Here is a 26,935-nt window from a genome sequence, read left to right on the forward strand (position 1 = left end):
GGATAAGAAGGACCAAGAGATCGAACAGCAGATGGAGCTGTTGCAGGATTAACTCGAAAATGGCCCCCTTTTAGGGGGCGTCGTGTAAAGCCACCTCCTCAGGAGGTGGTCTTTTACTTACGCTCAATCTGCCGGCGATCAGCGAGCCGCGGTGGCTTCCTGCGCTTTCTGATTGGCGTCTTCGGTGGTGTCCAGCGTCATGCGGTACAGCTTCGGCGCGGTCAGCATCATCAGGATAGCGATGACGGCGGTGACGATACCGATCTGCATAAACACATGGCTGTAGATGGCCAGCGAAGCGTGCGCGTCGTTGATGTCGCTCGGGACGGCGGTCAGACCGGCAACCTTACCGGCGATCAGCGCGGCGGCGGCGGTAGTCAGGAACCAGGAGCCCATGATGAAGCCCATCAGACGCTGCGGCACCAGCTGCGCCACCATCGCCAGGCCCAGGCCGGAAATCATCAGCTCGCCGATGCTCTGCAGCGCGTAGCTCAGGATCAGCCAGTTGACCGACACGATGCCCTGTTCGTTGGCGAAGCTGGCGCCCCACGGCAGCACCAGGAAGGCGCAGGAGCAGAGGATCATGCCGAACGCGAACTTGTGCGGCATCGGCAGGCGATCGCCCATTTTGTTATACAGCGCCGCCAGAATCGGGCTGGCGAGCATGATCCAGAACGGGTTCAACGCCTGATACTGCTCCGGCTCGAAGGCGACGCCGAAGATGCTGTGTTCCACGTTGTGGATGGCGAAGAAGTTCAGCGAGGTTGGCATCTGGCTGTACAGCACGAAGAACACCACCGCTTCCAGCATCAGCAGGAAGGCGACGATCATCTTGCGGCGAGCAGCGCCGTGCAGGGCGAAGGTTTCCTTGGCGAACACCAGAACGATGCCGGCGGAAACCAGGGCCAGCGCCCAGCGCGCGATCACCTGGTTGTGCAGCAGCCAGCTGGACACGGCGATCAACGCCACGATGCCGACCAGCACCATCAGCAGTTTCGGCAGATGCAGCGGCTTGAAGTCAGGCTTGGAACCGTTTTCCTTCACCCACTTGCGGCACATCATAAAGTTGACCAGGGTGATCAGCATGCCGACCACGCTCAGCGAGAACGCCACGCTCCAGCCGTATTTCGCCGCCAGCCACGGAGTGGCCAGCATAGAGAAGAAGGAACCGATGTTCACCGACATGTAATACATGGTGAAGGCACCGTCGAGACGCGGATCGTCTTTCTCATAGCAGGTGGACAACAGGGAGGACGGGTTGGCCTTGAACAGACCGCTGCCCACGGCGATGGTCGCCATGCCCATGTAGACCCAGAAGATGTCGTGGCCGGAGTAAGCCACCATGGCGTAACCGGCGGCCAGCACCAGCGCGCCGAGCACGATCACGCGTTTGGCGCCCAGCACTTTGTCGCCCAGCCAGCCGCCGATGGCGACGAAACCGTATACCAGGGCGCTGAAGGAAGAGAACAGGGTGATGGAGTCGGCTTCGCTCATGCCGAGCATCTTGACCAGATAAACCGCCATGATGCCCTGCAGGCCGTAGTAGCCGAAACGCTCCCACAGTTCGATTGAGAAGATCAGATAGAACGCTTTCGGTTGTTTGAACGCGTTAAGGCTCACGCTCTCCGGATGTTGGTTGTTTGCTGTTGACACTGGTACCTCTGTTTTTTCGCAGCCCGTCTTTGGAGGACGGGAAAGTACAAAAGTTGATGCGGAACGGCATCCTTTTGCGTTGTTATAGGATGGGGACGGCGGTTAATGTTCACTATCTTTGTCAACGAGGCAAGCAGTTTGTCATATTCGGTTACATTTAACACCCACAGGATTATGCCACGATGTTGCAAATGTTATGCAGTATTAACTTTCGGGTTTTAATGGTTTGCCGATTTTTTGTTTTGATTAAAAGCTATACGAATTTTAAACAGGGATATATTCTGCTGAATTGCTATTTTTTAGCGCATCAGTGTAGGTGAGGTTATTAATCCGTTGGAATGTTGTGTACATGGCGCGTTTTGTAAAATTATAGGAATTTGGGAAAACGGTACTGGCATTTGTGAACGCCTTGTGATCCTGAAAGCGTGACGTTCACCGCAATTTTCGACTAATTTTTCGCTTGAAAATAACACGGCACTGAGTTTTTCACTGAAAACCTCGAAATTGCCGGGGTTACTGCTGTGCGATATCACATTTCCGATAAAAAAGAGGCGCTGGCGGGGGGAGAGGTGGCGACGGGTGCGGTTTGCCGCACCCAACAGACTCAGGATTCCGGATAAACCTTTTCTTTATACTCGCACAGGTCTTCGATAATGCAGGAGCCACAGCGCGGTTTGCGCGCGATGCAGGTGTAGCGTCCGTGCAGGATCAGCCAGTGGTGGCAATCGACCTTGAATTCGGCGGGCACCACCTTCAACAGCTTCTCTTCCACCTGATCGACGTTCTTGCCTGGCGCGAAGTGAGTGCGGTTGCACACCCGGAAGATGTGGGTGTCCACGGCGATGGTCGCCCAGCCGAAGGCGGTATTGAGCACCACGTTGGCGGTCTTGCGGCCAACGCCTGGCAGCGCTTCCAGCGCGGCGCGATCTTCCGGCACTTCGCCGCCGTGCAGCTCCAGCAGCATGCGGCAGGTTTTGATCACGTTTTCGGCCTTGCTGTTGAACAGGCCAATGGTCTTGATGTACTCCTTGACGCCATCAACCCCCAGCGCCAGCATGGCGGCAGGGGTGTTGGCGACCGGATAAAGCTTGGCGGTCGCCTTGTTGACGCTGACGTCGGTGGCCTGTGCGGACAGCAATACCGCGATCAGCAGTTCAAACGGCGTGGTGTACACCAGCTCGGTGGTCGGGTGCGGGTTGTTGTCGCGCAGCCGGGTCAGAATTTCCAGTCGCTTCTGCTTGTTCATCAGGCCTTCTCAGCACGTCCTTGTTCCAGCAGCGGTTCCACCGCCACGGCGCAGGCTTTGCGCGCCTTCATTTTTTCGTCGATCAGATATTTGACCGCCAGCAGCAGCCCCAGGCCGATAAAGGCGCCCGGCGGCAACATGGCCAGCAGGAAGGGGCTGTCGAAATGCACCACTTCGATGCGCAGCGACTTGGCCCAGCCGCCCAGCAGCTGGTCGGCGCCATCGAACAGCGTGCCGTTGCCCAACAGTTCTCGCATCGAGCCCAGTGTCACCATCACGCCGGTGGCGCCGAGGCCGATGGCCAGACCGTCCAGCGCCGAGAGGCCGACCGGTTTTCGCGCCGCCACCGCTTCGGCACGGCCGACCACGATGCAGTTGGTCACGATCAACGGAATAAAGATCCCGAGCGACTGATACAAACCGAAGGCATAGGCGTTGATCAGCATCTGCACGATGCTCACCACCGCGGCGATGATCATCACGTAGATCGGAATACGCACTTCGCTCGGCACCCAGCGGCGCACCGCGGAAATCGAAGCGTTGGTCAAGACCAAAACCAGGGTGGTGGCCAACCCCAGGCCGAGCGCGTTGGTGACGGTGGAGGTCACCGCCAGCAGCGGGCACATGCCCAGCAGCTGCACCAGGGCGGAGTTGTTCTTCCACAACCCCTGGACGATCAATTCTTTGGCTTCACTCATTCGGCGGCTCCACACGCAGGTAAGCTTTCAAGTTTAGGCGGCAGCGTTTCCATATACAACGCCGTGCGGCGCACTGCATTGACCACCGCACGCGGTGTAATGGTGGCGCCGGTGAACTGATCGAACATACCGCCGTCTTTCTTCACCGCCCAGCGCTTATCGTCCGGGCCTTCGATTTTCTTGCCGCTGAAGAAGGAAATCCAGCCGGAAATGCGCAGTTCGATTTTGTCCCCCAGCCCCGGGGTTTCGTGGTGTTCAATCACGCGGGTGCCGAGCACCGTGCCGTTGAAATCGGCGCCGACCAGCAGCTTGATGGCGCCGGAGTAGCCGTCCGACGCGGTGGTTTCCAGCGCGGCGGCGGTCGGTTGCCCGTTTTTGCGCGCCAGGTACAAGCGGTGCGGCGCGCCGTCGCCCAGCGCCGGATCGCTGACCAGGAGGCATTCGTTCTGCATAATGTTGTCGTAGTTTTCCGGCGGCACCACCTGATCGAGCAACGCTTTTTGCTGCAGCGCCGCCTGATGGGCGATGGTGCCTTTCGTCAAGGTATAGACCACGGCGGTCAGGCCGGTGGTGACCGCCGCGAACACCGCCAGCGTGGTGCCGTGCTTTCTCATGGAATTCAGCATGGCGGCTCCTTAGCGATGGCCGTACACGCGCGGCTGCGTGTAGTGGTCGATTAACGGGACGGTGATATTGGCCAACAGCACGGCGAAAGCCACGCCGTCGGGATAGCCGCCATAGACGCGGATCAGCCACACCAGCACGCCGATCAGCGCGCCGTAGATCAGGCGGCCCTTCGGCGTGGTGGAGGCGCTGACCGGATCGGTGGCGATAAAGAACGCGCCCAGCATGCTGGCGCCGGAGAACAGGTGGATCAGCGGCGAAGCCTGATGCGCCGGATCGATCCACCAGGCCAGGCCGGAACAGAAGGCGATGGCGGCCAACATGCTGAACGGGATCTGCCAATGGATCAGGCGGCGCGCCAGCATAAACAGGCCGCCGGCCAGGAAGCCGAGGTTGACCCATTGCCAGCCGATGCCGGCCAGCGCGCCGCCGAACAGCGGCTGCTGCAACACCTGTTCCACGCTGTGGCCGCTCCGCAGGCCGGTTTTGAAGCCGTCGAGCGGCGTGGCCTGACTGATGCCGTCCACGCCCATCTGCAGTTCGTGCAGCGTCGCGCCTTGCGAGGTATGGCCGCTGAAAATGGCCAGCAGCGTGTCGTGGAGCGACAGCGCGGTGGCGCGCAGCTCATCCGGCGGCAGCCAGCTGGTCATCTGTACCGGGAAGGAGATCAGCAGCACCACGTAACCGACCATCGCCGGGTTGAACGGGTTCTGCCCGAGGCCGCCGTACAGCTGCTTGGCGATGACGATGGCGAAGAAGGTACCGATAACGATCATCCACCACGGGGCCAGCGGCGGCAGGCTGATGCCGAGCAGCAGGGCGGTCAGCAAAGCGGAGTTATCTGCCAGCCGGCTGCGCACCGGCAGCTTGCGTAGCCTGAGGATCGCGCCTTCTGCGGCCAGCGCGACGATCGCCGCCAGCGCCACCTGAATCAATACGCCGTAGCCGAAGAACCAAATCTGCGCCGCGATGCCGGGAATGCACGCCAACATCACCCACAGCATGATGCGGCTGGTGCTTTGCTGGTTGTGGGTGAACGGCGAGCTGGCGATGTGTAAGCCTTTGGCGGCTGTGGGTGATACCGGCCTGAACTTCATAGAGTAACGATACCTTCTGCGCCGCGCCTGCGGCAGTTTCGATGCGCCGAATTGCGGGCGCGGCAAAAATAATAGCCGAGCATTCTACCTGATTCGATGCGAGGGTAATACGCCTTAATGATAGGGGTATTCAGCTTTCCGCGCATCTGGCGATCGGGACGGCGCGATTTGATTTTTTTTTGGCCGGAAAATGGGCTAACGTGAGGAATTGTCAGTGGAACTTGTGCCGCCATCGACCGCAATAAATGGGTTAACCGTATGAATGAAATATCATTTTTCACCAGATTTCCGCACAAAATAACAACTTTCACATAATCCGTGTAGGTTACTATCGCGAACATTATTGAGTCAGTGAACCCATAATAATGACAAATGAAGACATTTTTTTTATTGAAGAGCTAATTGAGTGGGTGGAGATACATCTGGAGAAACGGCCAAACCTGGATGAAGTCGCGCGTATTTCGGGCTATTCCAAGTGGCATCTGCAGCGTAAATTCAAGCGTATTACCGGCATTCAACTCGCTACCTACATCCGTTCGCGCATCCTGACGCGCGCCGCGGTGGCGCTGCGCATTACTCGTCGCTCGATCATCGACATTTCCGATGAGCTGGGCTTCGACTCTCAGCAGACCTTTACCCGCATGTTCAAGCAGCGCTTCGGCACCACGCCCAATCGCTACCGATCGATGACGCACTGGGACGTGAAAAACCTGATGCCGCGCTTTAACTTCGAAGCCAGCTACGGCGCCGGTTATTACCCGGAAGTGAAGCGGCTGACGCTGCCCGAGATGCAGTTGGTCGGTTTCACGCGCCGGCTGGATTTCGCCTCCGAACAGGAGCTGGAGTACTCTTCCTGCATGGCGATGAAGGACGAGATTTTCAACGACTTCTTCAAGGGGCTGCACGTCGACTGTCGGCGGATTTACAGCATCTACTCCCCTCATGCCGGGGAGGGCGACGAGCTCTCATCCACGCTGGTGATGGCGGTCGATCCTGAACACAAAAAGGATATTCTTTCCAACTATCAAATCGACACTTTCCATCTGCCGAGCCGCGAGTTTATCTCCATCAACCATAAGGGTTCGGCGAAAGAGTGTTTGCAGTTTTTCGGCTATCTGATGTCGCATGTAATGCCGGGGCTGAAGGATGAAGTGCGCGGCAGTATGGAAATGGAGATCATTCAAACCAAAGAGTGGAATCCGGAATCCAAACTGCGCCAGATTGATGTGGATTACACCTACCTGATCTCTATCGATTAAACGGCGCCGTCAGCCAGGCGCCGCTGTCATCATTTGTCTTCCGTTTCCGCCGCCAGCGATTCCCTGGCGGCTTTCTTGGCTTTGGCGCGGGCGATAGCCGCCGCGACCGCCGCCTTGCGCGGATCTTCCTCGGCGGTTACCGGCGCCGTTTCGGCCGGTGCAGGGGCGTCCGCCTGCTGCGCCGCTTTCTTGGCTTTGGCGCGGGCGATAGCCGCCGCGACCGCCGCCTTACGCGGATCTTCTTCGGCGGTTGCCGGCGCCGTTTCCGCCGCTGCAGGGGCATCCGCCTGCTGAGCCGCTTTCTTGGCTTTGACACGCGCCAGTGCCGCCGCGACCGCGGCCTTGCGCGGATCTTCCTCGGTGGCTGCCGCCGCCGTTTCCGCCGCTGCAGGGGCATCCGTCTGCTGCGCCGCTTTCTTGGCTTTGACACGCGCCAGTGCAGCCGCGACCGCCGCCTTGCGCGGATCTTCTTCGGCGCTTGCCGCCGCCGTTTCCGCCGCTGCAGGGGCGTCCGCCTGCTGCGCCGCTTTCTTGGCTTTGGCGCGGGCGATAGCCGCCGCGACCGCCGCCTTACGCGGATCTTCTACGGCGGTTGCCGGCGCCGTTTCGGCCGGTGCAGGGGCGTCCGCCTGCTGCGCCGCTTTCTTGGCTTTGACGCGCGCCAGGGCGGCAGCAACGGCCGCTTTACGCGGATCGTCCTCTGTTGCCGCCGGGGCGGCGTTGTCTGCGGCCGGCGCTTCCTTACGCGCTTTCACGCGGGCCAGCGCCGCGGCCACGGCGGCTTTGCGCGCGTCGTCGCCGGAGGCCGCCGGTGGCGCCTCTTTTTCCGCCTCGGCCGCCAACTGGGCGCGGCGTTCACGCGCCTGCGCTTTACGCGCTTCGCGGGCGGCGATCATTTCGCTGTTATCCGGCTGCTGGCCGTCGACCGGCGTGACCGCCGCTTCGGCATTTTTGCTGCGCACGCGCGCCAACGCGGCCTGCACCGCACCCTGATCGTCGTCGGTCAGTTTGACGGCGGCTTTTTTGTGCCGCTCTTCGCGCGCCAGCTTCTCGCGCTCCAGGCGGGCCAGCTTGGCTTCGTAACGCGCCTTGGCCTCGGCGGCGCGCGCCGCTTCCAGATCGATAGCCTTGATCTCGGCCTTTTCCTGACGGTAGTACTGCACCAGCGGGATGTTGCTGGGGCAGACGAACGCGCAGGCGCCGCATTCAATGCAGTCGAACAGGTTATGGTTGCGCGCCTTGTCGTGCTCCTGCCCACGGCTGAACCAGTACAGCTGCTGCGGCAGCAGCCCGGCAGGGCAAGCGTCTACGCACAGGCCGCAGCGGATGCAGGACTGCTCCGGCTCCTGCGGTGTCATTTCATCGACCGTCGGCGCCAGAATGCAGTTGCTGATCTTGACGATCGGCACATTCAGCGCAGGCAGGGTGAAGCCCATCAGCGGGCCGCCCATGACCACCATCTGCTGCGCCTGCGGGCGGAAACCGGCGAAGTCAAGCAGGTGCTGCACCGGCGTGCCGATGCGCGCCCACAGGTTGCCCGGGCGCTTGATCGCGTCGCCGGTCAGGGTCACTACGCGCTCAATCAGTGGTTCGCCGTCGACGATCGCTCGCTTGATGGCGAAGGCGGTGCCGACGTTTTGCATCAATACGCCGATGGCGGAAGAGTGCTTGCCGTGCGGCACTTCCTTGCCGGTCAGGATCTTGGTCAGCTGCTTGGCGCCGCCGGACGGGTATTTGGTGGGGATAACGCGCAGCCCAATGCCGGACTGGTCGCGCAGCGCCTGTTTCAGCGCCGCGATCGCCTCCGGTTTGTTGTCTTCGATGCCGATCAGCGTGACCTTGGGCTGCAGAATATGTTGCAGGATCTGCGTGCCTTCAACGATCTGATCGGCATGTTCCTGCATCAGGCGATCGTCGGCGGTGATGTAAGGCTCGCACTCGGCGGCGTTGAGGATCAGCGTTTCCACGCCGCTCATGCCGCCCTGCAGCTTGCTGGCGGTCGGGAAACCGGCGCCGCCCAGACCGGCGATGCCGGCCTGATGAATACGTTGAATCAGATCCGCGGCGGGCGCTTGGCGGTAGTCAGCCACCGGATCGCGCTCGCACCAGCGGTCTTCGCCGTCCGCCTCGATAATCACGCACAGCTCCGTCAGCCCGGAAGGGTGCGCGGTGATGTGCGGCGTGATGGCGCTGACGGTGCCCGAGGTCGGGGCGTGAACCGGCACGGTGCGGCCACGGCCGACGGTCAGCGGCTGGCCTTTCAACACCCGATCGCCGGCGTTGACGCACAGCTCGCCTTCCGGCCCCAGATGCTGCTGCAGCGGAATGATAAAGGTCTTGGGCAGGGGAGCGACACGCAGCGGCGCACCGCTGGACTGCGTTTTCATTTCCGGTGGATGGATCCCGCCGTCGAAATCCCAGATCCGGTCTTTTTTAAAGGCGGCGAACAGATTAAGCATGTTGCTCCACGTGGATCACTTGCACCGGGATCGTCTTCATGTCCCACTTCCAGTTGGCGGTGGTGGTGGCGACCGGTCTCATTTCAATACAGTCGGTAGGGCAAGGGGCGACGCACAGGTCGCAGCCGGTGCAGAGGTCGGTGATGACGGTGTGCATGGCGCGGGTGGCACCGACGATGGCGTCCACCGGGCAGGCCTGAATGCACTTGGTGCAGCCGATGCAGTTGGCCTCGTCGATATAGGCCACTTTACGCTCCGGCTCGGCGGCGGCTTCGCTGCCCAGCGGCTGCGGCTCGACGTTGAGCAGCTCCGCCAGTTTCAACATCACCTGTTCGCCACCCGGCGCGCATTTGTTGATCATCTCGCCGTTGGCCACCGCCTCGGCGTAGGGGCGGCAACCGGGGTAGCCGCACTGGCCGCACTGGCTCTGCGGCAGGATCGCGTCGACCTGCTCGGCGACCGGATCCTCCTCCACCTCAAAACGGCGCGCGGCGTAGCCCAGCACCAGTCCGAACAGCAGCCCGAGCGCGCTTAAAGCCGCGATAGCTATCCACAACGCAGTCATTAGAATTTCACCAGCCCGGTAAAGCCCATAAAGGCCAGCGACATCAGCCCGGCGGTGATCAGCGCGATCGAGGAGCCGCGGAACGGCGCCGGCACGTCGGCGACCGCCAGACGTTCGCGAATGGCGGCAAACAGCACCATGACCAGCGAGAAACCGGCGGCGGCGCTGAAGCCGTACACGGCGGACTGCAGGAAGTTGTAGCCGAGGTTAACGTTAAGCAACGCCACGCCCAGCACCGCGCAGTTGGTGGTGATCAGCGGCAGGAAGATGCCCAGCAGGCGGTAGAGCGCCGGGCTGGTCTTGCGCACCACCATCTCGGTGAACTGCACGACGACGGCGATCACCAGAATGAAGGAGAGCGTGCGCAGGTACACCAGATCCAGCGGAACCAGAATAAAGGTGTTGATCACCCAGGCGCTGACGGAGGCCAGCGTCATGACGAAGGTGGTGGCCATTCCCATGCCGATGGCGCTTTCCAGCTTCTTGGAAACGCCGAGGAACGGGCACAGGCCAAGAAACTTCACCAGAACGAAGTTGTTCACCAGTACGGTGCCGACAAACAGGAGCAGGTATTCGGTCATTGCGATGCCTAAAAAAATAAAAGCCGCCTATTATCGGGAATCGGCGGCCGGACGACAACATATGAATCGCAGGGGTATTGCCTTTTTTGGCGAAAATTTACACAAAATACCCGATAAAACGTGCTGCAACCGCCCTTAACGTTCGGTAAAGGTGCCTTTGACCCGCTGCGAGCGCTTGATGTAAGGCACCAGCAGCGCCGCCATCAGCAGCGGCCAGCCGAGGCTGCGCACCGCCACTTCATCCGGCACCGGCGCGAAGGCGAAGGCTTTCACCGCCAGGAGCACCGTGATCAGCAGCCACAGCAAGAACAGTTTGGGAAAGCGCTGCGAGCGCTGGCAAAACAGCCACAGCAGCCACAGGGTGAAGCACCACATCAAGAGCGTGGTCAGCACCGAAAAGTACCATTGCAGGGTAAACGCCTGGGCGTTGGTCAGCAGGTAGTCGCGCGATTCGGGCATGAAGATCGCCATGGCGTACAGGAGCAGCATCAGGCTGGCGCTGAGCAGGGTGACGATCAGATAGGCCATCGGGGCCAGCAACCAACCGCCGATACGAGAGTATTCAGCTTGAGACATAAAGGCTTCCTGATTGAAACGGGGATCACAGGCGGCATAGCTTAGCGGGTAATACCGGCTTCGTCATCTCAATCAACCGGATAGCTCGGCATCGCGGCGGGTGGCAGCACGTTTGGCTACTCGACGCCGTATTAAGCCCGCTTCAAATTAACATCTCATTTACTTCTTGTTCCATCCGGCCGCATGGTGTCAAATCGAAAGGTCTGTCGTGAGCCTGCAAGAGGAAATCCCATGGCTGAGAAAATTCGTGTCGGGCTGGTCGGTTACGGCTACGCCGGCAAAACCTTTCATGCGCCGCTGATCGCCGGTACGCCGGGGCTCGAGCTGGCTGCCGTCGCCAGCAGCGATGCCGGCAAAGTGCACGCCGACTGGCCGTCGATGGCGGTGGTGGGCGATGCGCAGGCGCTGTTCGCCGATCCCACCCTCGATCTGATCGTGATTCCCACTCCCAACGACACCCACTTCCCGCTGGCGCAGCAGGCGCTGGCCGCCGGCAAGCATGTGGTGGTGGATAAACCGTTTACCGTGACATTGTCACAAGCGCAGGCGCTGCAACAGCAGGCGCAGCAGAGCGGTTTACTGCTGTCGGTGTTCCACAACCGCCGCTGGGACAGCGACTTCCTTACTTTGAAAGCGCTGCTGAATGAGGGTGCGCTGGGCGAGGTGGTGTATTTCGAGTCGCATTTCGATCGCTACCGGCCGCAGGTGCGCCAGCGCTGGCGTGAACAGGGCGGCGTCGGCAGCGGTATCTGGTACGATTTGGCGCCGCACTTGCTCGATCAGGCGCTGCAACTCTTCGGCAAGCCCGAGCGGCTGTTCGTCGATCTGGGGGAATTGCGGCCGGGGGCGCAGGCGGTGGACTATTTCCACGCCTTGCTGAGCTATGGCAATCGCCGCGTGGTGCTGCACGCCAGCATGCTGGCGGCGGCGGAGAGCCCGCGCTACGTGGTGCACGGCACCCGCGGCAGCTATATCAAATACGGCCTGGACCCGCAGGAAGACCGGCTGAAGGCCGGCGAGCGCCTGCCGCAGGCCGATTGGGGTTATGACATGCGCGACGGCGTGGTGACGCTGTCACGTGGCGATCTGCTGGCGGAGCAACCGCTGCTCAACATTCCCGGCAACTACCCGGCCTATTACGCCGCGGTGCGCGACGCGATCGCCGGCATCGGCGAAAACCCGGTGCCGGCCGCCGACGCCATCGCGGTGATGGCATTGATCGAACTGGGGCTGGAATCGGCCCGGCTGCAGCAGGCGCTGCCGGTGGTCTGAGCCCGTCCATTTCTCTGTGGCCCGGCGCAACGTCGGGCCTTTTTACGACTTTACGTGCAAGGAAATCCGTTTCATGTCCTGGTTGCAGCGTTTGCGCATTGATAAATTTTTGCTGGTTCTGATTTTGGTGGTGATCGTCGCCTCGCTGTTCCCTTGCGAAGGCATCTGGAAAACCTTCTTTGAACACCTGACCACCGCCGCCATCGCGCTGCTGTTCTTTATGCACGGCGCCAAGCTGTCGCGCGAGGCGATCGTCGCCGGCATGAGCCACTGGAAGCTGCACCTGCTGGTGTTCCTCAGCACCTTTGCGCTGTTCCCGCTGCTTGGGCTGGCGATGAATCTGCTGGTGCCGGGCATCATGACGCCGACGGTCTATCTCGGCTTCCTCTATCTGTGCGCGCTGCCGGCCACGGTGCAATCGGCCATCGCCTTTACCTCGGCGGCGGGCGGCAACGTGGCGGCGGCGATCTGCAGCGCCTCGGCGTCGAGCATTCTCGGCGTGTTCCTGTCGCCGCTGCTGGTGGGCGCGTTGATGCATACCCAGGGCGGCAATACCGATGTGCTGCATGCCATCGGTTCAATCATTCTGCAATTGATGGTGCCATTTGTGGTTGGCCATCTGGCGCGGCCGCTGATCGGCAAGTGGGTCGATCGCCATCGTAAGCTGATCAACCTGACCGACCGCTCGTCGATCCTGCTGGTGGTGTATACTGCGTTCAGCGCGGCGGTGGTGGAAGGGATTTGGCATCGCATCGACGGCTGGTCGCTGCTGACCATCCTGGTGATGTCGCTGGTGCTGCTGACGGTGGTGTTGGTGATCAACACCTACGCGGCGCGCTGGCTGGGCTTCAATACCGCCGATGAGATCACTATCGTCTTCTGCGGCTCGAAAAAAAGCCTGGCGAACGGCATCCCGATGGCCAACGTGCTGTTCCCGGCCGCGGCGGTGGGCGCCATGGTGCTGCCGCTGATGATTTTCCACCAGGTGCAGCTGATGGTATGCGCGGTGCTGGCGCAGCGCTATGCGCGTAAAACCGCCAAACAGCGGGCCGAGGCGGAAACGCTGGCGGCCAAATAGACCGCAGGCCGCTAACGGCAGCCCAGCGCGTCGAGCAGAAAGTCGGCGCGCTCGTCGGGCGAGGCGCGCGGCAGTTCCTGCAGCTGATAGCCATGTTGGCGATAGGCGGCCAGCATCGCTCGATAGGTCTGCTCGGCTTCGGCGAAAGATTGTTTTCTCTCGCTGTCCTGCGCGTAGATCGCTCGCCACGGTGGGGCGATGAACACCGTATCGGCATAGCGAAAAGCGCCGATCGCCACGGTTAAGGGCGCGGGGATCGGCAACCCGCACAGCGTCAGGTAACCGGCGATATCCGGCAGGCCGCGATCGAAGAACCAGCATGTTGCGCCCGTCGCTTCCCGCCATGAGCGCAGTTCCCAATCCAGCATCCGCTCGGCGAAAGCCTGGCGATCGCCCCACGGCAGCGCATTGCCGCCAATACTCACCTGCTCCTGAATAATCGCCCGGCCCGCCTCCTGCGAATGCGGGTAGCCACGGCGATGAAGAACCTCGATGAGCGTGCTTTTGCCCGAACCCGGGCCGCCGGTCAGCACGATGCGGCGTAGTTTGTCAGACATAAGAAATTCCTCTAGTGCGGCAGAGTTATGGGTGAAAACAGCGATAAAGACGAGCAGGCGGAAGAAAACGGGGGATGAGAAGAAGGCGCCGTGTGGCGCCTTGGGGGAATTTAACCTTGCACTTTGGCGCGCAGCGCCTGTTTTTCCTGCTCGCTGAGGAAGGCCAGCTTCAGGCCGTTTTCCTGCGCGGTGCGGATTTCCTGCGGAGTCAGCCCGGCCTGCGGCGCGGCGACGCGGTATTCGTGCTCGATCTCGATGCCCTGAACCGCCGGATCGTCGGTGTTGATCGATGCCAGCACGCCGTGGCGCAGGAAGGTGGCCAGCGGATGCTGTGCCAGCGAAGGCACGGTGCTGGTCTGGATGTTGGAGGTCAGGCAGGACTCGATGCCGATGCCGTGTTCCGCCAGGAAGTCCATCAGTGCCGGATCTTCGACCGCTTTCACCCCGTGGCCGATACGCTCGGCGCCCAGCTCGCGGATCGCCTGCCAGATACTTTCCGGGCCGGCGGCTTCGCCCGCGTGCACGGTGATGCGCAGGCCGGCGTCGCGCGCGCGGTTGAAGTGGTTGAGGAACAGGCTGCCGGGGAAGCCCAGCTCATCGCCCGCCAAATCCAGCGCGGTAATGCCGTCGCGGTGCGCCAGCAACCCTTCCAATTCCTGCAGACAGGCGGCCTCGCCAAAGGTGCGGCTCATGATGCCGATCAGGCGAATGTCGATGTCGCGATCGCGGCAGCCCGAACGGATCCCGTCGATCACCGCTTCCACCACGCCGGCGACCGGCAGCTGGTGCTTCATCGCCATGTAGTAAGGGGAAAAACGCAGCTCGGCGTAGTGCAGGCCGGCGTTGGCGGCGTCTTCGACGTTTTCGTAGGCCACACGGCGGCAGGCGTCCAGATCGCCCAGCACCGCCACGCCCCAGTCCAGTTTCTGCAGGAAGCTGACCAGATCCGGTTCGGCGTGGGTGATCTGCACGTGCGGGCGCAGGCTCTCCAAATCGTTGGCCGGCAGGGCGAGATTGAATTGGCGACCGAGGTCGAGAATGGTCTGCGCGCGGATGTTGCCGTCGAGATGGCGGTGAATGTCGGTAAGCGGTAGGCGGGGATCGATCATGCTGGGCACTCGCTAATTTATCGTAGGTAAAGTGCAGAACAGTATAAAAACAAATGAATGAAACTTGCCATCTCGTTGCATAAAAAAGTGACTTGAATCACAAATAATGCGAGATCTATCGCATTATCGCTGTGAATCAGGCCTTCAACACGCTGACGCCCGCCTGCTGCAACGGCGCGATCAATGCGTCGTCGGTGGCGCGTTCAACGATGATGGTATGCGCCAGCGTAATATCGCCGATCGCATACTGCGAGGCGGCGTTAAGCTTGGCGGCGGAGGCCAGCACCACGGTTTCCGCCGCGCGGGCCGCCAGCGCCCGCTTGATGTAGGCCTCTTCCAGATCGCCGGTGCTCAGCCCCGCGGTGGGGTGCACGCCGGTTACGCCCATAAAATAGATATCGGCGCGAATATGCGACATCGCCTCCACCGCGGCGGCGCCGACGCTGACGATCGAATGCTTGTACAGCCGGCCGCCGATCAGGATCACCTCCACCGTGGGGTGATCGACCAGGCCTACGGCAACGCTGGGGCTGTGGGTGACGATGGTGGCGTTCAGGTTGGGCGGCAGCTGCCTGACCAGCTCGGCGGAGGTGGTGCCGCCATCGATAATCACTACCTGGCCGGGAGCGATCAGCGCCGCCGCCGCTTTGGCGATCGCGCGTTTGGCGCCGGATTCCAACTGATTGCGCTCGGCGAAGCTGGCAATGGCAGAGGAAACCGGCAGGGCGCCGCCATGTACCCGTTGCAGCAACCCCTCGGCGTCCAGTTCGCGCAGATCGCGCCGGACAGTGTCTTCCGACAGCCCGAACATTTCGCTGAGCTGCTTGGCCAACACCTGGCCATCCTGGGCCAGTTTTTCCAGGATGATTTTCTTGCGCTGGCTGGTCAACATGGCCATTTTCCTCTCAAATTTGGTTTGCACGAAATATCTTGATCATACACGAAATTGCACGATAGTATCAATTTCCTTCCTCTGGCGGAGTAAACCGATGATAGCCACCAAAGACAGGGTTCGCATTGTCGAAACCCGGGTGTTGTCCGATGACTGGTACCTGCTGAAAAAAACCACCTTTGATTTTCTGCGGCGCGACGGCGTTTGGCAGCGGCAGAGTCGCGAGACCTACGATCGCGGCGACGGCGCGGTGATTTTGCTGTTCAACCGGCGGGCGCAAACGGTGATCCTGACGCGCCAGTTCCGCTTTCCGGTGTTCGTCAACGGCCATGACGGCATGTTAATTGAGGCCGCCGCCGGCTTGCTGGACAACGCGTCGCCGGAGGCGCGCATCCGCGCCGAAGCGGAAGAGGAAACCGGCTATTTCGTGCAGAACGTGGAGAAGGTGTTCGAAGCCTACATGAGCCCTGGCTCGGTCACCGAGAAGCTGCACTTTTTCGTCGGCGAATATCAGGCGGGCGACCGCGTCAACGAGGGTGGCGGGGTGGTGGCGGAGGGGGAAGATCTGGAGGTGCTCGAGCTGCCGCTGGCGCAAGCCCTGCAGGCGGTTCGCCAGGGCACGATCGTTGACGCCAAGACCATCATGCTGCTGCAGTTTGTCGCCTTGAACCGGACATTGGAGGAAGAACGATGAAAGCGCAACAAATCCTGATCGCCGGCCCCTATCGCAGCGGCACCGATGGCGATCCGCAGCGTATCGCTGCCAATCTGGCGCGCCTGGAACAGGCGGCGCTGGCGGTTTACCAGCGGGGGCACGTGCCGGTGATCGGCGAGTGGTTGGCGCTGCCTTTGGCGGCCGCGGCGGGTTCCACGCAGGTTGGCGATGCGGTGAGCGAGGCGTTTCTCTACCCGGTGGCCCATCGGCTGATTGCGCAGTGTCAGGCGGTGTATCGCATCGAAGGGGCATCTGCGGGGGCCGATAACGACGTGCGGTTGGCCAACGAGTGGGGCCTGACGGTCTATCGCCGCCTGGAGGAGATCCCGCCTGTTCAGGGGTAACGAAGGGGCGGGCAGAGGCTCGCCCCCTCGCGCTATTGCTCGTCCAGCACCAACCTCAATCCGGCGATCAGCTTGTCCATGCCGGCCTCCAGCTTGCTGCGCGGGCAGCCGACGTTGAGGCGCAGGAACCCGCGGCCTTCCTCGCCGTAGGTAAAGCCCGGCATGATCGCCACCTTTTCGCGCTCGATCAGCACCTGCTGCAGCGCCCGATCGTCTACGGCCAGCGGCCGCAGATCGATCCAGGCCAGGTAGGTGGCCTGCGGCGGGCGCCAGCCCAGCGCGGGAAAAGCCTGCTCCAGCCGCTCGGCGACGTAGGTCAGATTATCCTGCAGGTAGTCGCGCAGGGCGTCCAGCCAGGGTTCGCCGTGGCGATAGGCGGCCACGTGCGCCGCCACCGCCAGCACCGCCGGCGAAGAGAGGCCGTCGCGGGCTTTGAGCTGCTGGAAGTAGGCTTCGCGGCTGGCGGCGTCGCTGATGAAGCCATAGGCGCCGGTCAGCGCCGGAATGTTGAAACTCTTGGAGCCGGAGGTCAGCAGGGCCCAGGCGCCGCTCGCCACCTGGCTCCACGGCGTATGGCGGTTTTGCCCCCAGACCATGTCCATATGGATCTCGTCGCTGATGACGCGCACGTCGTGGCGTTCACACAGTTCGGCCATCTGCTGCAGCTCGTCGCGGCGCCACACTTTGCCGGTGGGGTTATGCGGGCTGCACAGCAGCAGGATCTTGGTCTGCGGCCGCGCCAGCAACGCTTCGAGGTGCGCCATATCGCAGCGCCAGTCGTCGCCGGCTTTTTGCAGCGGGCAGGCCAACAGCTGGCGCTGGTTGGCGAGGATCACCTTGTAGAAAGCGTCGTAGGCCGGGGTATGGGTCACCACGTAATCGCCCGGCACCGACCACTGGCGGATCAGCTGCGCCGCCATGTAGATAACGGAAGGGCCGTACACCGCCGTCGCGGTGTCGATGGCGACGTTGAAACGTTGCTGATACCAGTGGCGCAGCGCGCCGAGAAAATCCTCGTGCTGCCAGCGGCTGTAGCCCAACACGCCGTGCTGCAGGCGCTGCTGCAATGCGTCGAGAATGCACGGCGCGGTGGCGAAATCCATATCGGAGATGGTGAACGGCAGCAGGTCGTCGCTGCCGAAACGATCGGCGATATAGTCCCACTGGGTGCACCAGGTGCCGTGGCGGTCGATCGGGGTGGAGAAATCAAACATGGGTGGCTCCCTGCAGCGCCGCGGCAGGTTGCGCCGTGGCTATCAGTGAGTCTAATTCATCCTTCACCGATTGCACCTGCGGGCCGATCACCACCTGCAGATTATGGTCGTTGAGATGCACCACGCCGATAGCGCGGTTGGCCTTCAGCGCCGCGTCGTCCACCCGGCTCATGTCGTTGACCGACAGGCGCAGGCGGGTGATGCAGTTGTCCAGCGTGATGATGTTGTCCGGGCCGCCGAGCGCCGCCAAAATCGCCGGCACGTTGTAGCCGGATTTGCCCACCGCGCCGCTCGGTGCGCTTTGGCTGCTGGCACCGTCGCTCTCGCGGCCCGGCGTTTTGATGTTAAAGCGCTGGATGGCGAAGCGGAAAATGGCGTAATAGCCGACGAACCAGACGGCGGCCACCACCGGCACCAGATACCACTTGGTGGCGGTGCCGTGCAGAATGCCGAACACCACGAAGTCGATGATATTGCCGTCGGTATTGCCGATGGTCACGCCCAGCAGCGCCATCACGGTAAAGCCCAACCCGGTGAGCAGCGCGTGGATCAGGTAGAGGAACGGCGCGACGAACAGGAACAGGAACTCGATCGGCTCGGTGGTGCCGCCGACCACGCAGGCTACCACGCCGGAAATCAACAGCCCTTTGATTTTATGACGGTTCTCCGGTTTGGCGCAGTGGTACATCGCCAGCGCCGCGCCCGGCAGGCCGCCGAGGAACGCCGGCATTTTACCCTGCGACAGGAAGCGGGTGGCGCTTTCGGCGAAGCCGGTGGTGGTTGGGCAGGAAAGCTGCGCCTGGAAGATGGTCAGGGCGCCGCTGACGCTGTGGCCGCACACTTCCATGGTGCCGCCCGCCTCGGTAAAGCGGATCAGCGCCACCAGAATGTGCTGCAGGCCGAACGGCAGCAGCAGGCGTTCGCCGGTGCCGAACAGCATCGGGCCAAAGGCGCCGGCGCTGTTGATCACCCAGCCCAGCCCGGTGATGCCGGCGGCGAACCACGGCCAGATCAGCGGGATCACCAGGCCGCACAGGCCCAGCACCACGGTGGTGACTATCGGCACGAAGCGCGTGCCGCCGAAGAACGCCAGCGCGTCCGGCAGGCGGATGGTGTGGAAGCGTTCATGCAGGCGATAGACGATGATGCCGACGATCACCGCGCCGAGGATGCCGGTATCGATCGACTGAATGCCGAGGATGTTCTGGATATTGTTGGCTTTCAGCACCAGCGGATCGCCGGTGGCCAGCACGCCGGCGGCGGTCAGGTAGAAATTGGTGCCCAGATTCAGCACGGCGAAGCCGACGAAGCCGGAGAAGGCGGCGACGCCCTTGTTCTCGCGCGCCATACCCAGCGGAATGGCGATGGCGAACATCACCGGCAGGAAGCTGAAGGCGAAGGAGCCTACCTTGCTCATCCAGGTAAAGATCAGCTGGAAGATCGGGTGGCCGATAAACGGCATCAGGGTGATCACGTCGCGGCTGCTCAGCGAGCTGCCGATCCCCAGCATGATGCCGCAGAAAGAGAGCAAGGCGACGGGCAACATGAAGGTTTTGCCCAGGCTCTGGAAGAACTCCCAGAGCGTGATTTTGGGTTTGTTGGCTGCTGACATAACCGACTTCTCCTGGCGAAAAGACGAGCAAAAGAGGACTGCAGATTAGGTAAAAAGAAGATAAAACGTTTTACCTAGCAAAAATGCGCCGCCAATCACAAATCTGCCGCCCGGTTTTTGGCGACAATGCGGCAGGCAGTAAAACGTTTTACTGAGATAACGGATTCGGTATACCCTTGATCATTACGGCGCGGGTTGCCCAGGAACGGGTTCGCAGAGACTATGAGCATCAAAAAGATCACCATCACCGATGTGGCGCAACAGGCGGGCGTGTCGGTCACCACGGTTTCCCTGGTGTTGAGCGGCAAGGGGCGCATTTCGCCGACCACCGTCGAGAAGGTCAACCAGGCGATAGAGCAGCTGGGCTACGTGCGCAATCGCCAGGCGGCGACGCTGCGCGGCGGGGAATCCGGGGTGATCGGCCTTATTCTGCGCGACATCTGCGAACCCTTCTATGCCGAAATGACCGCCGGGCTGAGCGAAGCGCTGGAGGCGCACGACAAGCTGCTGTTTTTGACGCAGAGCGGGCGCGACGGCCAGGGCTTGCAGCGGGCGTTTGACGCGCTGCTGGCGCAGGGCGTCGACGGCATCGTGCTGGCGGGCGGCATTCGCGCGGCGGCGGGCCTGAAGGAGAAGGCGGCCGAGCAGGGCGTGCCGCTGGTCTGCGTGGCGCGCTCCAGCGGTCTCGACGGCGTGGACGTGGTGCGGCCGGACAACATGCAGGCCGCCAAGCTGGCCACCGAATTTCTGATCTCGCGGGGCCACAGCCAAATCGCCTACCTCGGCGGGCAGAGCAACTCGTTGACGCGCGCCGAGCGGCTGGGCGGCTTTTGCGCCACGCTGGTGCAGTATGGCCTGCCGTTTCGCAGCGAATGGATCGTCGAGTGCGATTGCCGGCAGCGCCAGGCGGCGGAAGCGGCGGAGCAACTGCTGCGCCATTACCCGAATATTACCGCCATCGTCTGCCATAAGGCGTCGGTGGCGCTCGGCGCCTATTTTGGCCTGGCGCGCAGCGGCCGCAGCATCGGTTCGGACGGGGTCGACGCCTACTACGGGCGGCAGGTGGCGCTGATCGGCTTTGGCGACGTGCCGGAGGCCGAACTGACCGAGCCGCCGCTGACCTTCGTCTCCAGTTCGGCGCGGGAAGTGGGGCGCAGCGCCGCCGCGCGCCTGCTGCAGCGCATCGGTGACGCCGAGCTGCCGGCGCAGAACGTCATTCTGCCGCCGACGTTGATCCGGCGCGGTTCTGCCTAGCCCTGCTGCTGTTCCTCCTCCGCCTCCCGGCGGATCCAGCCGATAAAGGTTTTCATCGCCGGCGTCAGATCTCGCGATTTCAAATGGGTCAGCCAATAGGCGCCGAGCGCGGCCTCGGCGGCGAACGGCCGCTGCAGCGCGCCGGCGGCCAGTTCGCGGCGGAACATGCTGACCGGCGCCAGCGCCACGCCATCGCACTGGATCGCGCCTTCCACCATCAGCCTTGACGAGTCGAACACCGGGCCATTGATCCGCCACGGCGTCACCTGTGCCGCCGCGAACCAGTGCTCCCATTCATCCTTGCGGTAGGTGCGCATCAGCTGCTCGTGCTGCAGATCCTGCGGCGTGCGCAGGCGCGCGGCGACCGCCGGCGGGCAGAGCACCGTCAGCGGCGCGTCGAACAGCTTGATATTGCAGGTGGCGGGCCAGAGGCCTTCGCCGAAGCGGATGGCGAAATCCATGCCGTCGGCCGACAGATTGACCAGGTTGTTGTGGGTCAGCACCCGTAGATCGATAAACGGGTGCGCCGTGCGGAATGCCGCCAGCCGCGGCATCAGCCAGCCGACGGCGAAGGTGCCGACCACCGCCACCGTCAGCACCTCGTGGAAATGCCCGCCTTCGAACTGCTGCAGCACCGCTTCGATGCGGTCGAAGGCGTCGCTCAATACCGGCAGCAGCGCCTGGCCCTCTTCGGTCAGATCCAGCCCGCGCGGCAGGCGGCGGAACAGCTGAATGCCCAGCTGTTCTTCCAGCATGCGCACCTGCTGGCTGACGGCGGCCTGGGTGACGCGCAGCTCCAGACCGGCGCGGGTGAAGTTCAGGTGGCGAGCGGAGGATTCGAACGCCCGCAGGGCGTTGAGGGGAAGTCGATTGCGCATTGTCGATAGCCATAAGTTTTTCTTTATGCTGGCTGAAATTATTATCGCTTGTCAACCCGGCGGCAAAATCCGATATTTGGCGCGGCTGCTGTGAGCGTCGCGGCAGCCGTAAAGGAATGACATCATCAATCAGGGAAAGCGCCGTGCATAACGCCAATAAAAACTTTTGGCCGCGGCTGATACCCTGCAACCTAAGAGCTTCTATCATGACGAAAATGAACCGCCTGGCGGCAGCGCTGATCGCCGCACTGATCTTGCCGACCGCTCAGGCCGCGCAGCAGCAGGATATCGACGCCGTTATTCAGCCGCTGATGAAAAAATATGGCGTACCGGGCATGGCGATCGCCGTGTCGGTCGACGGCAAACAGCAGATTTACCCATATGGCGTCGCCTCGAAGCAGACCGGCAAACCGATCACCGAGGAGACGCTGTTCGAAGTGGGCTCGCTGAGCAAAACCTTCACCGCGACGCTGGCGGTCTATGCGCAGCAGCAGGGCAAGCTGTCGTTCAACGATCCGGCCAGCCGCTACCTGCCCGAGCTGCGCGGCAGCGCCTTCGACGGCGTCAGCCTGCTGAATCTGGCGACGCATACCTCCGGCCTGCCGCTGTTCGTGCCGGACGACGTCACCAACAACGCCCAGCTGATGGCCTACTACCGGGCCTGGCAGCCGAAACACCCGGCGGGCAGCTATCGGGTCTATTCCAACCTCGGCATCGGCATGCTGGGCATGATCGCCGCCAAGAGCCTCGACCAGCCGTTTATCCAGGCGATGGAACAGGGGATGCTGCCGGCGCTGGGCATGAGCCACACCTACGTTCAGGTGCCGGCGGCGCAGATGGCTAACTATGCGCAGGGTTACAGCAAGGACGATAAGCCGGTGCGGGTCAATCCCGGCCCGCTGGACGCCGAATCTTACGGCATCAAATCCAACGCTCGCGATCTGATTCGCTATCTGGACGCCAACCTGCAGCAGGTGAAGGTGGCGCAGCCGTGGCGCGACGCGCTGGCCGCGACGCACGTCGGTTATTACAAGGCGGGCGCGTTCACGCAGGATCTGATGTGGGAGAACTACCCGTATCCGGTGAAACTGTCGCGTTTGATTGAAGGCAACAACGCCGGGATGATCATGAACGGCACGCCGGCCACCGCCATCACGCCGCCGCAGCCGGAATTGCGCGCCGGCTGGTATAACAAAACCGGCTCCACCGGCGGCTTCTCCACCTACGCGGTATTTATCCCGGCGAAAAATATCGCCGTGGTGATGCTGGCCAACAAGTGGTTCCCGAACGACGATCGCGTCGAGGCGGCTTACCACATCGTCCAGGCGCTGGAGAAGCGCTGACGGCCAGGGGCGCCGACGAGGCGCCCCTACCAGCGATGCTGCCGTTCACGTTGCTCGCGCATGAAATCGATAAAGGCGCGCAGCTTGAGCGGCAGATGCCGGCCGGCGGGAAAGTAGATGAAAAACCCCGACGCTTCGCTGGCGTAATCCGGCAGCACTTCCACCAGTTGCCCCTGCGCCAGCTCCTGCAACACCGTGCCCTGAAAACGCTGTGCGATACCCAGGCCCGCCAACGCCGCATCCTTGAGTAGCCGATCTTCGTTAAAAATCAAACTGCCGCTGACGTCCAGCGCGCGTTCATCGTCGCCCAGGCTGAAATACCAGGGTTCCAGTTTGCCGCTGCCGGGAAAACGGTAGCGCAGGCAGTGGTGAGCGGGCAGATCGTCCGGCGTGGTCGGTACGCCGCAGCGCGCCAGATAGTCGGGCGAGGCGACCAGCACCCGGCGCTGGCCGTTGTCGATCGGCACGGCGATCATGTCCTTTTGCAGCATGGCATGCATGCGAATGCCGGCATCGAAACTGCCCAGCACCAGATCGGAAAAGCGGTCTTCGGTAAACAGTTCCAGCTGCACCTCGGGATAGCGCCGCTGAAACGCCGCCAGGTGCGGCATCACCAGCAGCGAGGCGGCCAGCTGCGGCAGCGTAATGCGCAGCAGGCCCGCCGGCTGCGCGCCCAGAGCGCGCACGTCGTCCGCCGCCACGTCGATCTGGCTCATCGCCGGCGATACCTTCTGATAGAACAACCGGCCCTCGTCACTGAGGCGCACCGAGCGGCTGGTGCGATGAAATAACCGCACTCCCAGCTGATTCTCCAGCGCCTGAATGTTTTGTGACACCGCCGGCGGCGTGACGCCCAGTTGGCTGGCCGCGCGGGTAAAGTTGCCCAGGCGCGCGACGGCTTCGAAATAGGGCAATAGCTGCAGGAGTGAACTCATCTATCAATAACCTGTGCTTAATGATTCATTAAATTATGCCTTATTTTAATTTATGACGAAGGTTTTAGACTGATTTAACTTTCCATCAGAGAGATGAAAATCATGTCGGCAGAACAACGGGCGTTAACAGAACGGATCGCGGCGATCGATCAACAGGCGATGGCCGAAGGGCGCATCGTGGGTAGCGTAGTGCTGGTGGCGCGGCGGGGCGAGATTTGCTACGCCGGGGCGGCCGGCTATGCCGATCGCGAAGCGCGGCGGCCGATGCGGCGAGAAACGCAGTTCCGGCTGTCGTCGGTCTCCAAACCCTATACCACGCTGGCGGCGCTGCGCCTGATAGAGCAGGGCAAGCTGAGCCTGGATGACGCGGTCAGCGACTGGCTGCCGTGGTTCACTCCGGCGTTGGCGGACGGCCGGCGCCCGGCGATCAAGATTCGTCATTTGCTGAGCCACACCGCCGGGCTGGACTATCGGCTGAACCAGCCGCCGGCGGGCGTTTATCATCAGCTGGGGATCCAGGACGGCGTGGAGCTGTCGACGCTGACGCTAGAGCAAAACCTGCGGCTGTTGGCACAGGCACCGTTGCTGTCGGCGCCGGGGGAGCGCTTCAATTATTCGCTGGCGATCGACGTGCTTGGCGCGGTGCTGGAACGGGTGACGGGCATGCCGCTGCCGCAGCTGTTTGTCGAATGGGTGGCGCGGCCGCTGGGGCTCGGCAATACCGCGTTTTATGCGGCGGACGCCGCGAACCTGGCGACGCCGTATTACAACACGCCGCAAGGGCCGCAGCGCATGCATGAAGGCCTGCGGCTGGCGCTGCCGGAGGAGATGGCGGGGGGCGAGGTACTGTTTTCACCCGCGCGGGCGCTTAACGCCGGGGCCTATCCTTCCGGCGGCGCGGGCATGGTCGGCGATGCCGACGATGTGCTGCGCCTGGTGGAGGCGTTGCGCAGCGGCGGGCAGGACATGTTGCGGCCGGACACGGTGGCGTTGCTGCGCAGCCCGCACGTGGGGGCGCAGGCGCAAACGCAAGGGCCGGGCTGGGGATTCGGTTTCGGCGGGGCGCTGCTGGTGGACGCAGATGCCGCGCAGACGCCGCAGCAGGCCGGCACGCTGACCTGGGGCGGCGTTTACGGCCACAGCTGGTTCTTTGATCCACAGGCGCAGCTGAGCGTGGTGATACTGACCAACACCGCGTTTGAAGGCATGTGCGGCCGCTATCCGCAGCAGATCCGCGATGCGGTTTACGCCGCGGAAATGGGGTAAATAAAAAGGGCCCGCAGGGGGCCCTTGATCCGGCTGTCAGTCGATTACTGCGCCGGTGCCGGAGCGGGTTCCGCTTCCTGCGCAGGTTCAGCGTCTTCCGCCGGGGCGCCCAGCATGGCGAACTGGCCGATGAACTCTTGCAGCGACATCTTGTTGCCGTTGAGGTCAACCTGGTTGTCGGCATAGTGGAACGTGCTCGCGATCACGCCGTCTTTCTGGGTGGTCAGCTTGAACATCTGGCCCATGGCCGCCAGGCCCTGCACTTGCTGCTGCGCCAGTTTCTGCGCGTCTTCCGCATTGTAACCCTGCAACAGCGCGGTTTTCGCGGTCACTTCGGTGGCCATCGCTTCCGGAATGGTCAGGTTGATATCCAGCTTTTTAACCGCCTGCGCGATCAGCTGATCCGGCGATTGCGCCGGGGAGGCGGCCTTGCTCGGATCGGTCAGCGCCAGATCCAGCGTGAAGGTGCTCTCGCCCTTGCTGTTTTTCCAGCTCAGCGGCGCGATGCTGAGGCTCGGGTTGCCTTTCAGCAGCAGCGGCAGGTTCTTTTGCAACAGCTCGGCGTTTTGCTGCTCATACACGGCCGGATCCAGGTTCTCGCCCTGTTGCAGCAGCGCCATGGTCTGGCGGTTGTAGCTGTCGGCGAAGTCTTTCAGCGCCTTGCCGTCGACGTTGTCGATTTTCAGCGCCAGCTTGCCGGCGCCGAAATCGTTGCCCTGCACCTTGAGCGCGTCCATGGTGTAGTCGATCTGGCCGCCGATGTTGCTGCTGCCTTGCTCGCCGAACTTGCTCACCAGGTTGAAACCGTCCAACGCCACGGTATCTTTACCGTCGATCGTCAGTTTGAACTGCTTGAGCGTCATCGTCTGATCGCCGAGCTTCACGCCGAATTTGCTCTCGTTGCTGTTGCCTTTCAGGTTGAAGCCCTGGAAGGTGATCTGCTCGTTTTGACCGAATTCGTTCGGGCTGGCGAACACGATATTGTCGCTATTGGCGTCCAGCACGAATTTTTTCAGATCGCTGGACACATCGGCGTTAATGGTGGCGCCGCTGAATTTCAGCGAAGACTTATCCTTCTGGTAGTCCAGCGGGATGATGTCGATGGCGGACGAGGTGTCCCCGCTGTAAGAGATGCGCGAATCGGCGGTAAACAGCGATTTGCCTTTGGTGGTGTCAAACAGACCTTTCACCGCCGGGGTATTTTCCAGCTCGGTATGCACCGACGCCATGCTCGGCAGCAGATTGAATTTTTTCAGCTGGGCGAAGGGGAACGGGCCGTGATCGATGGTTTCCAGGAACGCCACTTCTTCACCGGCTTTCAGCGCCGCGTCTTCACTGGTATCCGTGCCGTCGGAGCGCAGCACATAACGCACTTTACTGCTGAACAGGCCGCGCTGGTAATTTTCATAGCTCAGCTTCACGCCGGCTTTCGGCAGGTAAGCTTTCAGCTGGCCGTTGGCGTTGTCGACGACTTCGCCCATGTGCTGCTCGATCAGTTTCCCGGTGTACCAGGATGCCCCGGTCCATGCTGCGCCAAGAACCACAATGACGCTGACAGCGACTAACGATTTTTTCATAGCTCTGTTTCATCCTTTTTTCTTATCACCCTCCGTTGCGCGGGAGGGGCAAATAGGGGCCGAAAATAAACGCCCGCAGGCGTTTAATTGTGGGGGTAGCTCTCGCTTTCAGCAAGCAATTTGCTGAAATT

26 protein-coding genes are annotated in these 26,935 nt (G+C 62.0%); 8 read left to right on the forward strand and 18 right to left on the reverse strand.

The features are described 5' to 3' along the window. Positions 1 to 138 precede the first annotated feature (138 nt). The 6 genes from dtpA to ACJ8IN_RS22195 form a co-directional block, all read right to left on the reverse strand. The gene (dtpA, locus tag ACJ8IN_RS22170) at positions 139 to 1,653 is read right to left on the reverse strand and encodes a dipeptide/tripeptide permease DtpA (protein WP_033638407.1); all 1,515 of its coding nucleotides are present in this window, start codon (positions 1,651 to 1,653) and stop codon (positions 139 to 141) included. Between the two features lie 604 nt (positions 1,654 to 2,257). Further along, positions 2,258 to 2,899 (reverse strand): endonuclease III, encoded by a 642-nt coding sequence (gene nth / locus ACJ8IN_RS22175; protein ID WP_019455952.1) that lies wholly within the window; start codon positions 2,897 to 2,899, stop codon positions 2,258 to 2,260. Further along, the gene (locus ACJ8IN_RS22180; RefSeq protein ID WP_060420479.1) at positions 2,899 to 3,597 is read right to left on the reverse strand and encodes an electron transport complex subunit E; all 699 of its coding nucleotides are present in this window, start codon (positions 3,595 to 3,597) and stop codon (positions 2,899 to 2,901) included. Before ACJ8IN_RS22180 ends, nth begins: the two co-directional genes overlap by 1 nt. Further along, positions 3,594 to 4,223, reverse strand: a complete 630-nt coding sequence (rsxG, locus tag ACJ8IN_RS22185) for an electron transport complex subunit RsxG (RefSeq protein WP_060420482.1) — start codon at positions 4,221 to 4,223, stop codon at positions 3,594 to 3,596. The genes ACJ8IN_RS22180 and rsxG overlap by 4 nt, the downstream gene beginning before the upstream one ends. A gap of 9 nt (positions 4,224 to 4,232) precedes the next feature. Beyond that, the gene (gene rsxD / locus ACJ8IN_RS22190) at positions 4,233 to 5,318 is read right to left on the reverse strand and encodes an electron transport complex subunit RsxD (protein WP_033638411.1); all 1,086 of its coding nucleotides are present in this window, start codon (positions 5,316 to 5,318) and stop codon (positions 4,233 to 4,235) included. Further along, complete coding sequence (locus tag ACJ8IN_RS22195) at positions 5,315 to 5,659, reverse strand: hypothetical protein (RefSeq protein WP_154610399.1); 345 nt, start codon at positions 5,657 to 5,659, stop codon at positions 5,315 to 5,317. The genes rsxD and ACJ8IN_RS22195 overlap by 4 nt, the downstream gene beginning before the upstream one ends. Before the next feature lie 24 nt (positions 5,660 to 5,683). On the opposite strand from ACJ8IN_RS22195, the gene ACJ8IN_RS22200 reads away from it, so the two are divergent. After that, entirely contained in the window at positions 5,684 to 6,577 is an 894-nt protein-coding gene (locus tag ACJ8IN_RS22200) for a helix-turn-helix domain-containing protein (protein WP_033654761.1), read from the forward strand. Positions 6,578 to 6,606: 29 nt separating this feature from the next. Here ACJ8IN_RS22200 and rsxC read toward each other — a convergent pair whose 3' ends face one another. The 4 genes from rsxC to ACJ8IN_RS22220 form a co-directional block, all read right to left on the reverse strand. Next, entirely contained in the window at positions 6,607 to 9,036 is a 2,430-nt protein-coding gene (gene rsxC, locus ACJ8IN_RS22205; protein ID WP_060420485.1) for an electron transport complex subunit RsxC, read from the reverse strand. Continuing rightward, positions 9,029 to 9,601 (reverse strand): electron transport complex subunit RsxB, encoded by a 573-nt coding sequence (gene rsxB / locus ACJ8IN_RS22210; protein ID WP_004938428.1) that lies wholly within the window; start codon positions 9,599 to 9,601, stop codon positions 9,029 to 9,031. Before rsxB ends, rsxC begins: the two co-directional genes overlap by 8 nt. Further along, positions 9,601 to 10,182 (reverse strand): electron transport complex subunit RsxA, encoded by a 582-nt coding sequence (rsxA, locus tag ACJ8IN_RS22215; RefSeq protein WP_004938443.1) that lies wholly within the window; start codon positions 10,180 to 10,182, stop codon positions 9,601 to 9,603. The genes rsxB and rsxA overlap by 1 nt, the downstream gene beginning before the upstream one ends. A gap of 135 nt (positions 10,183 to 10,317) precedes the next feature. Then, complete coding sequence (locus ACJ8IN_RS22220; RefSeq protein ID WP_019455945.1) at positions 10,318 to 10,758, reverse strand: DUF2569 domain-containing protein; 441 nt, start codon at positions 10,756 to 10,758, stop codon at positions 10,318 to 10,320. Between the two features lie 231 nt (positions 10,759 to 10,989). Here ACJ8IN_RS22220 and ACJ8IN_RS22225 point away from each other — a divergent pair, with 231 nt between their 5' ends. Together ACJ8IN_RS22225 and ACJ8IN_RS22230 are read left to right on the forward strand one after the other, a co-directional pair. Then, positions 10,990 to 12,030 (forward strand): oxidoreductase, encoded by a 1,041-nt coding sequence (locus tag ACJ8IN_RS22225; protein ID WP_060420879.1) that lies wholly within the window; start codon positions 10,990 to 10,992, stop codon positions 12,028 to 12,030. Positions 12,031 to 12,103: 73 nt separating this feature from the next. After that, positions 12,104 to 13,108, forward strand: a complete 1,005-nt coding sequence (locus tag ACJ8IN_RS22230) for a bile acid:sodium symporter family protein (RefSeq protein WP_060429981.1) — start codon at positions 12,104 to 12,106, stop codon at positions 13,106 to 13,108. Positions 13,109 to 13,119: 11 nt separating this feature from the next. On the opposite strand, the gene ACJ8IN_RS22235 is transcribed toward ACJ8IN_RS22230, so the two are convergent. The 3 genes from ACJ8IN_RS22235 to ACJ8IN_RS22245 all read right to left on the reverse strand — a co-directional run bounded on the left by ACJ8IN_RS22235 (position 13,120) and on the right by ACJ8IN_RS22245 (position 15,666). After that, positions 13,120 to 13,665 (reverse strand): AAA family ATPase, encoded by a 546-nt coding sequence (locus tag ACJ8IN_RS22235; RefSeq protein WP_308325691.1) that lies wholly within the window; start codon positions 13,663 to 13,665, stop codon positions 13,120 to 13,122. Positions 13,666 to 13,775: 110 nt separating this feature from the next. Beyond that, positions 13,776 to 14,774: an adenosine deaminase gene (add, locus tag ACJ8IN_RS22240; protein ID WP_033638417.1), complete on the reverse strand. Its 999-nt coding sequence runs from the start codon at positions 14,772 to 14,774 to the stop codon at positions 13,776 to 13,778. 136 nt (positions 14,775 to 14,910) lie between these two features. Beyond that, positions 14,911 to 15,666: a DeoR/GlpR family DNA-binding transcription regulator gene (locus tag ACJ8IN_RS22245; protein WP_041034945.1), complete on the reverse strand. Its 756-nt coding sequence runs from the start codon at positions 15,664 to 15,666 to the stop codon at positions 14,911 to 14,913. Positions 15,667 to 15,763: 97 nt separating this feature from the next. Here ACJ8IN_RS22245 and ACJ8IN_RS22250 point away from each other — a divergent pair, with 97 nt between their 5' ends. Both ACJ8IN_RS22250 and ACJ8IN_RS22255 read left to right on the forward strand, forming a co-directional pair. After that, complete coding sequence (locus ACJ8IN_RS22250; RefSeq protein ID WP_049196846.1) at positions 15,764 to 16,360, forward strand: NUDIX domain-containing protein; 597 nt, start codon at positions 15,764 to 15,766, stop codon at positions 16,358 to 16,360. Beyond that, entirely contained in the window at positions 16,357 to 16,725 is a 369-nt protein-coding gene (locus tag ACJ8IN_RS22255; RefSeq protein WP_033638420.1) for a hypothetical protein, read from the forward strand. The genes ACJ8IN_RS22250 and ACJ8IN_RS22255 overlap by 4 nt, the downstream gene beginning before the upstream one ends. Before the next feature lie 32 nt (positions 16,726 to 16,757). Here ACJ8IN_RS22255 and ACJ8IN_RS22260 read toward each other — a convergent pair whose 3' ends face one another. Together ACJ8IN_RS22260 and malX are read right to left on the reverse strand one after the other, a co-directional pair. Then, the gene (locus ACJ8IN_RS22260) at positions 16,758 to 17,939 is read right to left on the reverse strand and encodes a MalY/PatB family protein (protein ID WP_308325692.1); all 1,182 of its coding nucleotides are present in this window, start codon (positions 17,937 to 17,939) and stop codon (positions 16,758 to 16,760) included. Next, positions 17,932 to 19,551, reverse strand: a complete 1,620-nt coding sequence (malX, locus tag ACJ8IN_RS22265) for a maltose/glucose-specific PTS transporter subunit IIBC (RefSeq protein WP_308325693.1) — start codon at positions 19,549 to 19,551, stop codon at positions 17,932 to 17,934. The genes ACJ8IN_RS22260 and malX overlap by 8 nt, the downstream gene beginning before the upstream one ends. A 222-nt stretch (positions 19,552 to 19,773) precedes the next feature. On the opposite strand from malX, the gene ACJ8IN_RS22270 reads away from it, so the two are divergent. Then, positions 19,774 to 20,805, forward strand: coding sequence for a Mal regulon transcriptional regulator MalI (locus tag ACJ8IN_RS22270; RefSeq protein ID WP_197846403.1), 1,032 nt, complete (start codon positions 19,774 to 19,776; stop codon positions 20,803 to 20,805). Here the strand turns inward: ACJ8IN_RS22270 and ACJ8IN_RS22275 are convergent. Further along, positions 20,802 to 21,683, reverse strand: coding sequence for a LysR family transcriptional regulator (locus tag ACJ8IN_RS22275; RefSeq protein ID WP_060435947.1), 882 nt, complete (start codon positions 21,681 to 21,683; stop codon positions 20,802 to 20,804). The genes ACJ8IN_RS22270 and ACJ8IN_RS22275 overlap by 4 nt on opposite strands. 206 nt (positions 21,684 to 21,889) lie before the next feature. On the opposite strand from ACJ8IN_RS22275, the gene blaSRT reads away from it, so the two are divergent. Continuing rightward, positions 21,890 to 23,026 (forward strand): SRT/SST family class C beta-lactamase, encoded by a 1,137-nt coding sequence (gene blaSRT, locus ACJ8IN_RS22280; RefSeq protein ID WP_047567658.1) that lies wholly within the window; start codon positions 21,890 to 21,892, stop codon positions 23,024 to 23,026. A gap of 26 nt (positions 23,027 to 23,052) precedes the next feature. Here blaSRT and ACJ8IN_RS22285 read toward each other — a convergent pair whose 3' ends face one another. Continuing rightward, positions 23,053 to 23,961 (reverse strand): LysR family transcriptional regulator, encoded by a 909-nt coding sequence (locus tag ACJ8IN_RS22285; protein ID WP_308325694.1) that lies wholly within the window; start codon positions 23,959 to 23,961, stop codon positions 23,053 to 23,055. Positions 23,962 to 24,063: 102 nt separating this feature from the next. Between ACJ8IN_RS22285 and ACJ8IN_RS22290 the strand changes: the two genes are divergently transcribed. After that, entirely contained in the window at positions 24,064 to 25,227 is a 1,164-nt protein-coding gene (locus tag ACJ8IN_RS22290) for a serine hydrolase domain-containing protein (protein WP_308325695.1), read from the forward strand. Between the two features lie 44 nt (positions 25,228 to 25,271). On the opposite strand, the gene ACJ8IN_RS22295 is transcribed toward ACJ8IN_RS22290, so the two are convergent. Further along, positions 25,272 to 26,804 carry a YdgA family protein gene (locus tag ACJ8IN_RS22295; RefSeq protein WP_041034957.1) on the reverse strand — a complete coding sequence of 511 codons (1,533 nt, stop codon included), beginning with the start codon at positions 26,802 to 26,804 and terminating at the stop codon, positions 25,272 to 25,274. Positions 26,805 to 26,935: the final 131 nt, after the last annotated feature.

Origin of the sequence: Serratia sp. CY31944 (genome assembly GCF_052169175.1) — a bacterium.
GTDB lineage: Bacteria > Pseudomonadota > Gammaproteobacteria > Enterobacterales > Enterobacteriaceae > Serratia > Serratia sarumanii.

Excerpts from the sequence above, each read along its gene's own strand:
- malX (WP_308325693.1), bottom strand. The coding sequence starts at position 19,551 with ATGTCAGCAGCCAACAAACCCAAAATCACGCTCTGGGAGTTCTTCCAG.
- ACJ8IN_RS22245 (WP_041034945.1), bottom strand. The coding sequence starts at position 15,666 with ATGTTGACCAGCCAGCGCAAGAAAATCATCCTGGAAAAACTGGCCCAG.
- ACJ8IN_RS22290 (WP_308325695.1), top strand. The coding sequence starts at position 24,064 with ATGTCGGCAGAACAACGGGCGTTAACAGAACGGATCGCGGCGATCGAT.
- ACJ8IN_RS22235 (WP_308325691.1), bottom strand. The coding sequence starts at position 13,665 with ATGTCTGACAAACTACGCCGCATCGTGCTGACCGGCGGCCCGGGTTCG.
- add (WP_033638417.1), bottom strand. The coding sequence starts at position 14,774 with ATGATCGATCCCCGCCTACCGCTTACCGACATTCACCGCCATCTCGAC.
- nth (WP_019455952.1), bottom strand. The coding sequence starts at position 2,899 with ATGAACAAGCAGAAGCGACTGGAAATTCTGACCCGGCTGCGCGACAAC.
- ACJ8IN_RS22255 (WP_033638420.1), top strand. The coding sequence starts at position 16,357 with ATGAAAGCGCAACAAATCCTGATCGCCGGCCCCTATCGCAGCGGCACC.
- rsxG (WP_060420482.1), bottom strand. The coding sequence starts at position 4,223 with ATGCTGAATTCCATGAGAAAGCACGGCACCACGCTGGCGGTGTTCGCG.
- ACJ8IN_RS22275 (WP_060435947.1), bottom strand. The coding sequence starts at position 21,683 with ATGCGCAATCGACTTCCCCTCAACGCCCTGCGGGCGTTCGAATCCTCC.
- ACJ8IN_RS22285 (WP_308325694.1), bottom strand. The coding sequence starts at position 23,961 with ATGAGTTCACTCCTGCAGCTATTGCCCTATTTCGAAGCCGTCGCGCGC.
- ACJ8IN_RS22230 (WP_060429981.1), top strand. The coding sequence starts at position 12,104 with ATGTCCTGGTTGCAGCGTTTGCGCATTGATAAATTTTTGCTGGTTCTG.
- ACJ8IN_RS22195 (WP_154610399.1), bottom strand. The coding sequence starts at position 5,659 with ATGTTCGCGATAGTAACCTACACGGATTATGTGAAAGTTGTTATTTTG.
- ACJ8IN_RS22220 (WP_019455945.1), bottom strand. The coding sequence starts at position 10,758 with ATGTCTCAAGCTGAATACTCTCGTATCGGCGGTTGGTTGCTGGCCCCG.
- ACJ8IN_RS22250 (WP_049196846.1), top strand. The coding sequence starts at position 15,764 with ATGATAGCCACCAAAGACAGGGTTCGCATTGTCGAAACCCGGGTGTTG.
- rsxD (WP_033638411.1), bottom strand. The coding sequence starts at position 5,318 with ATGAAGTTCAGGCCGGTATCACCCACAGCCGCCAAAGGCTTACACATC.
- ACJ8IN_RS22260 (WP_308325692.1), bottom strand. The coding sequence starts at position 17,939 with ATGTTTGATTTCTCCACCCCGATCGACCGCCACGGCACCTGGTGCACC.
- ACJ8IN_RS22200 (WP_033654761.1), top strand. The coding sequence starts at position 5,684 with ATGACAAATGAAGACATTTTTTTTATTGAAGAGCTAATTGAGTGGGTG.
- ACJ8IN_RS22295 (WP_041034957.1), bottom strand. The coding sequence starts at position 26,804 with ATGAAAAAATCGTTAGTCGCTGTCAGCGTCATTGTGGTTCTTGGCGCA.
- blaSRT (WP_047567658.1), top strand. The coding sequence starts at position 21,890 with ATGACGAAAATGAACCGCCTGGCGGCAGCGCTGATCGCCGCACTGATC.
- ACJ8IN_RS22180 (WP_060420479.1), bottom strand. The coding sequence starts at position 3,597 with ATGAGTGAAGCCAAAGAATTGATCGTCCAGGGGTTGTGGAAGAACAAC.
- rsxB (WP_004938428.1), bottom strand. The coding sequence starts at position 9,601 with ATGACTGCGTTGTGGATAGCTATCGCGGCTTTAAGCGCGCTCGGGCTG.
- ACJ8IN_RS22270 (WP_197846403.1), top strand. The coding sequence starts at position 19,774 with ATGAGCATCAAAAAGATCACCATCACCGATGTGGCGCAACAGGCGGGC.
- rsxC (WP_060420485.1), bottom strand. The coding sequence starts at position 9,036 with ATGCTTAATCTGTTCGCCGCCTTTAAAAAAGACCGGATCTGGGATTTC.
- ACJ8IN_RS22225 (WP_060420879.1), top strand. The coding sequence starts at position 10,990 with ATGGCTGAGAAAATTCGTGTCGGGCTGGTCGGTTACGGCTACGCCGGC.
- rsxA (WP_004938443.1), bottom strand. The coding sequence starts at position 10,182 with ATGACCGAATACCTGCTCCTGTTTGTCGGCACCGTACTGGTGAACAAC.